Genomic DNA, 720 nt, shown 5'->3' on the forward strand with positions numbered 1-720 from the left:
AATTGAGCGTCAGCTTTATAAACAAATTCGCTGACTTTAAAGATTAATTGATCTGCACCAGTTCCGATACTCGTCGAAACCGGCGTTGTGGGACCATTCGAGCTTACCGTGCCACTTGCAGGCAACGACGGACTTGAAGAAACTGGCGGCACAGTCGTTGCAGGCGATGACGTTCCTAAAGGTTCACTTGACGTACCATCGTTTTTCGTTCCTGAGTCCAAATTACCCGACAAAGCTAGCGAGTAAATTGGCTCGATATAAGCTTTAACTGCCGCAGCCGTAGGATGGAGTCCATCTGAGTACAGTGCCGAATTCCCAGTTGCTTCCACGGAGCCCATCGTTTGACTTGACGCTATATCAGCAAGACTGTCAGCCCCCGCTCGACCTTTCCGAAGCAGATCGTTGTATTCCAATCTTGCGTTTTCTGAGGCCGCACTCCAGGGGAATGTACCTCCCTCGCGAGGCAAGATTGTTGCGATTATAACTTTGAACCCAGCGCTGTGGGCATCAGCTGCCAAACTCTGAGCATCTTTATAAAGCTCACTGGGACTTCTACCTTGTGCTAAATCATTAGTCCCGGCTTGAATAATCAGCAAGTTTCCGCCAGCGTTCAATTTTGGGTCAAAATCATTCAATATCCCGCCTTCGTAGACCCCTATCATATCACGCAGAGTCGCTCCACCTATCGAGTGATTTTCTACGCGATACTGATCATGGAGT

Annotated in this window: 1 protein-coding gene; it reads right to left on the bottom strand. The window is 48.6% G+C overall.

What is annotated here, in order from left to right:
* Window positions 1–720: GDSL-type esterase/lipase family protein (locus FV233_RS29720; protein ID WP_210249529.1), on the bottom strand; the 720-nt coding region annotated here is incomplete at both ends.

The sequence above is a fragment of the Methylobacterium sp. WL7 genome (assembly GCF_008040085.1).
Classification (GTDB): domain Bacteria; phylum Pseudomonadota; class Alphaproteobacteria; order Rhizobiales; family Beijerinckiaceae; genus Methylobacterium; species Methylobacterium mesophilicum.